The organism is Pseudomonas sp. B424 (assembly GCF_055408345.1).
Genome location: NZ_JBUZTL010000073.1, coordinates 1 through 891, shown reverse-complemented (window position 1 = coordinate 891; position 891 = coordinate 1). Strand labels below are relative to the sequence as shown.

Below are 891 nucleotides of genomic sequence, written 5' to 3'. Positions count from 1 at the left end.
GCAGCAACGCGCGGCAGGATGTTTTTGCCGTTGGAGGTGGCAGCAGCCAGGATGTGGCTGTAGCCCTTGCCCAGTTCAGCTACCAGGGGAGCCACGTTTTCCGGCAGTTGATGCGCGTAAGCCGCGTTGTCAGCTACCAGTACTTTGGCCACGCCAGCAATGGCCGCGGCCGCTTCAGCAACAGCGCCAACGCCCTGACCAGCAACCAGAACGTGGATGTCGCCACCGATTTTCGCGGCAGCGGCTACGGTGTTCAGCGTGGCCGGGGCCAGTGCTTTGCCGTCGTGTTCTGCGATTACCAAGATAGTCATTGTTAGATTACCTTCGCTTCGTTTTTCAGTTTCTCGACCAGTTCAGCCACCGACTTGACCTTGATGCCCGCGCTGCGGGCAGCCGGTGCTTCAACTTTCAGGGTCTTGTTGGTCGAAGCTGTCGAAACGCCCAACGCATCTGGCGTCAGCACTTCAAGCGGCTTCTTCTTGGCTTTCATGATGTTTGGCAGGGACGCATAACGCGGCTCGTTCAAACGCAGGTCGGTGGTGATGATCGCCGGCAAGCTCAGCGAAACAGTTTGCGCACCGCCGTCCACTTCACGGGTTACGGCAACCTTGTCGCCTGCCACTTCAACTTTCGAAGCGAAGGTACCCTGACCGAAACCGGTCAGCGCAGCCAGCATCTGGCCCGTCTGGTTGTTGTCGCTGTCGATGGCCTGTTTGCCCAGGATCACCAGCTGTGGCTGCTCCTTGTCGACCACTGCTTTAAGCAGCTTGGCCACGGCCAGCGAGGTCAGGTCTTCGGCGGACTCGACGAGAATGGCGCGATCTGCACCCAGTGCCAGCGCGGTACGCAGCTGTTCCTGAGCAGTGGTCGGGCCGATGGAGACGACGACGA

General features: G+C 59.8%; 2 protein-coding genes. Both read right to left on the bottom strand.

Annotation, left to right across the window (positions count from 1 at the left end; genetic code table 11):
• Positions 1 to 311: adenine nucleotide alpha hydrolase family protein (locus ACZRMS_RS26280; protein WP_463997643.1), on the bottom strand; the 311-nt coding region annotated here is incomplete at its 3' end.
• A 2-nt stretch (positions 312 to 313) separates the two neighbouring features.
• The coding region (locus ACZRMS_RS26275) for an electron transfer flavoprotein subunit beta/FixA family protein (RefSeq protein WP_463997642.1) at positions 314 to 891 on the bottom strand (578 nt) is incomplete at its 5' end.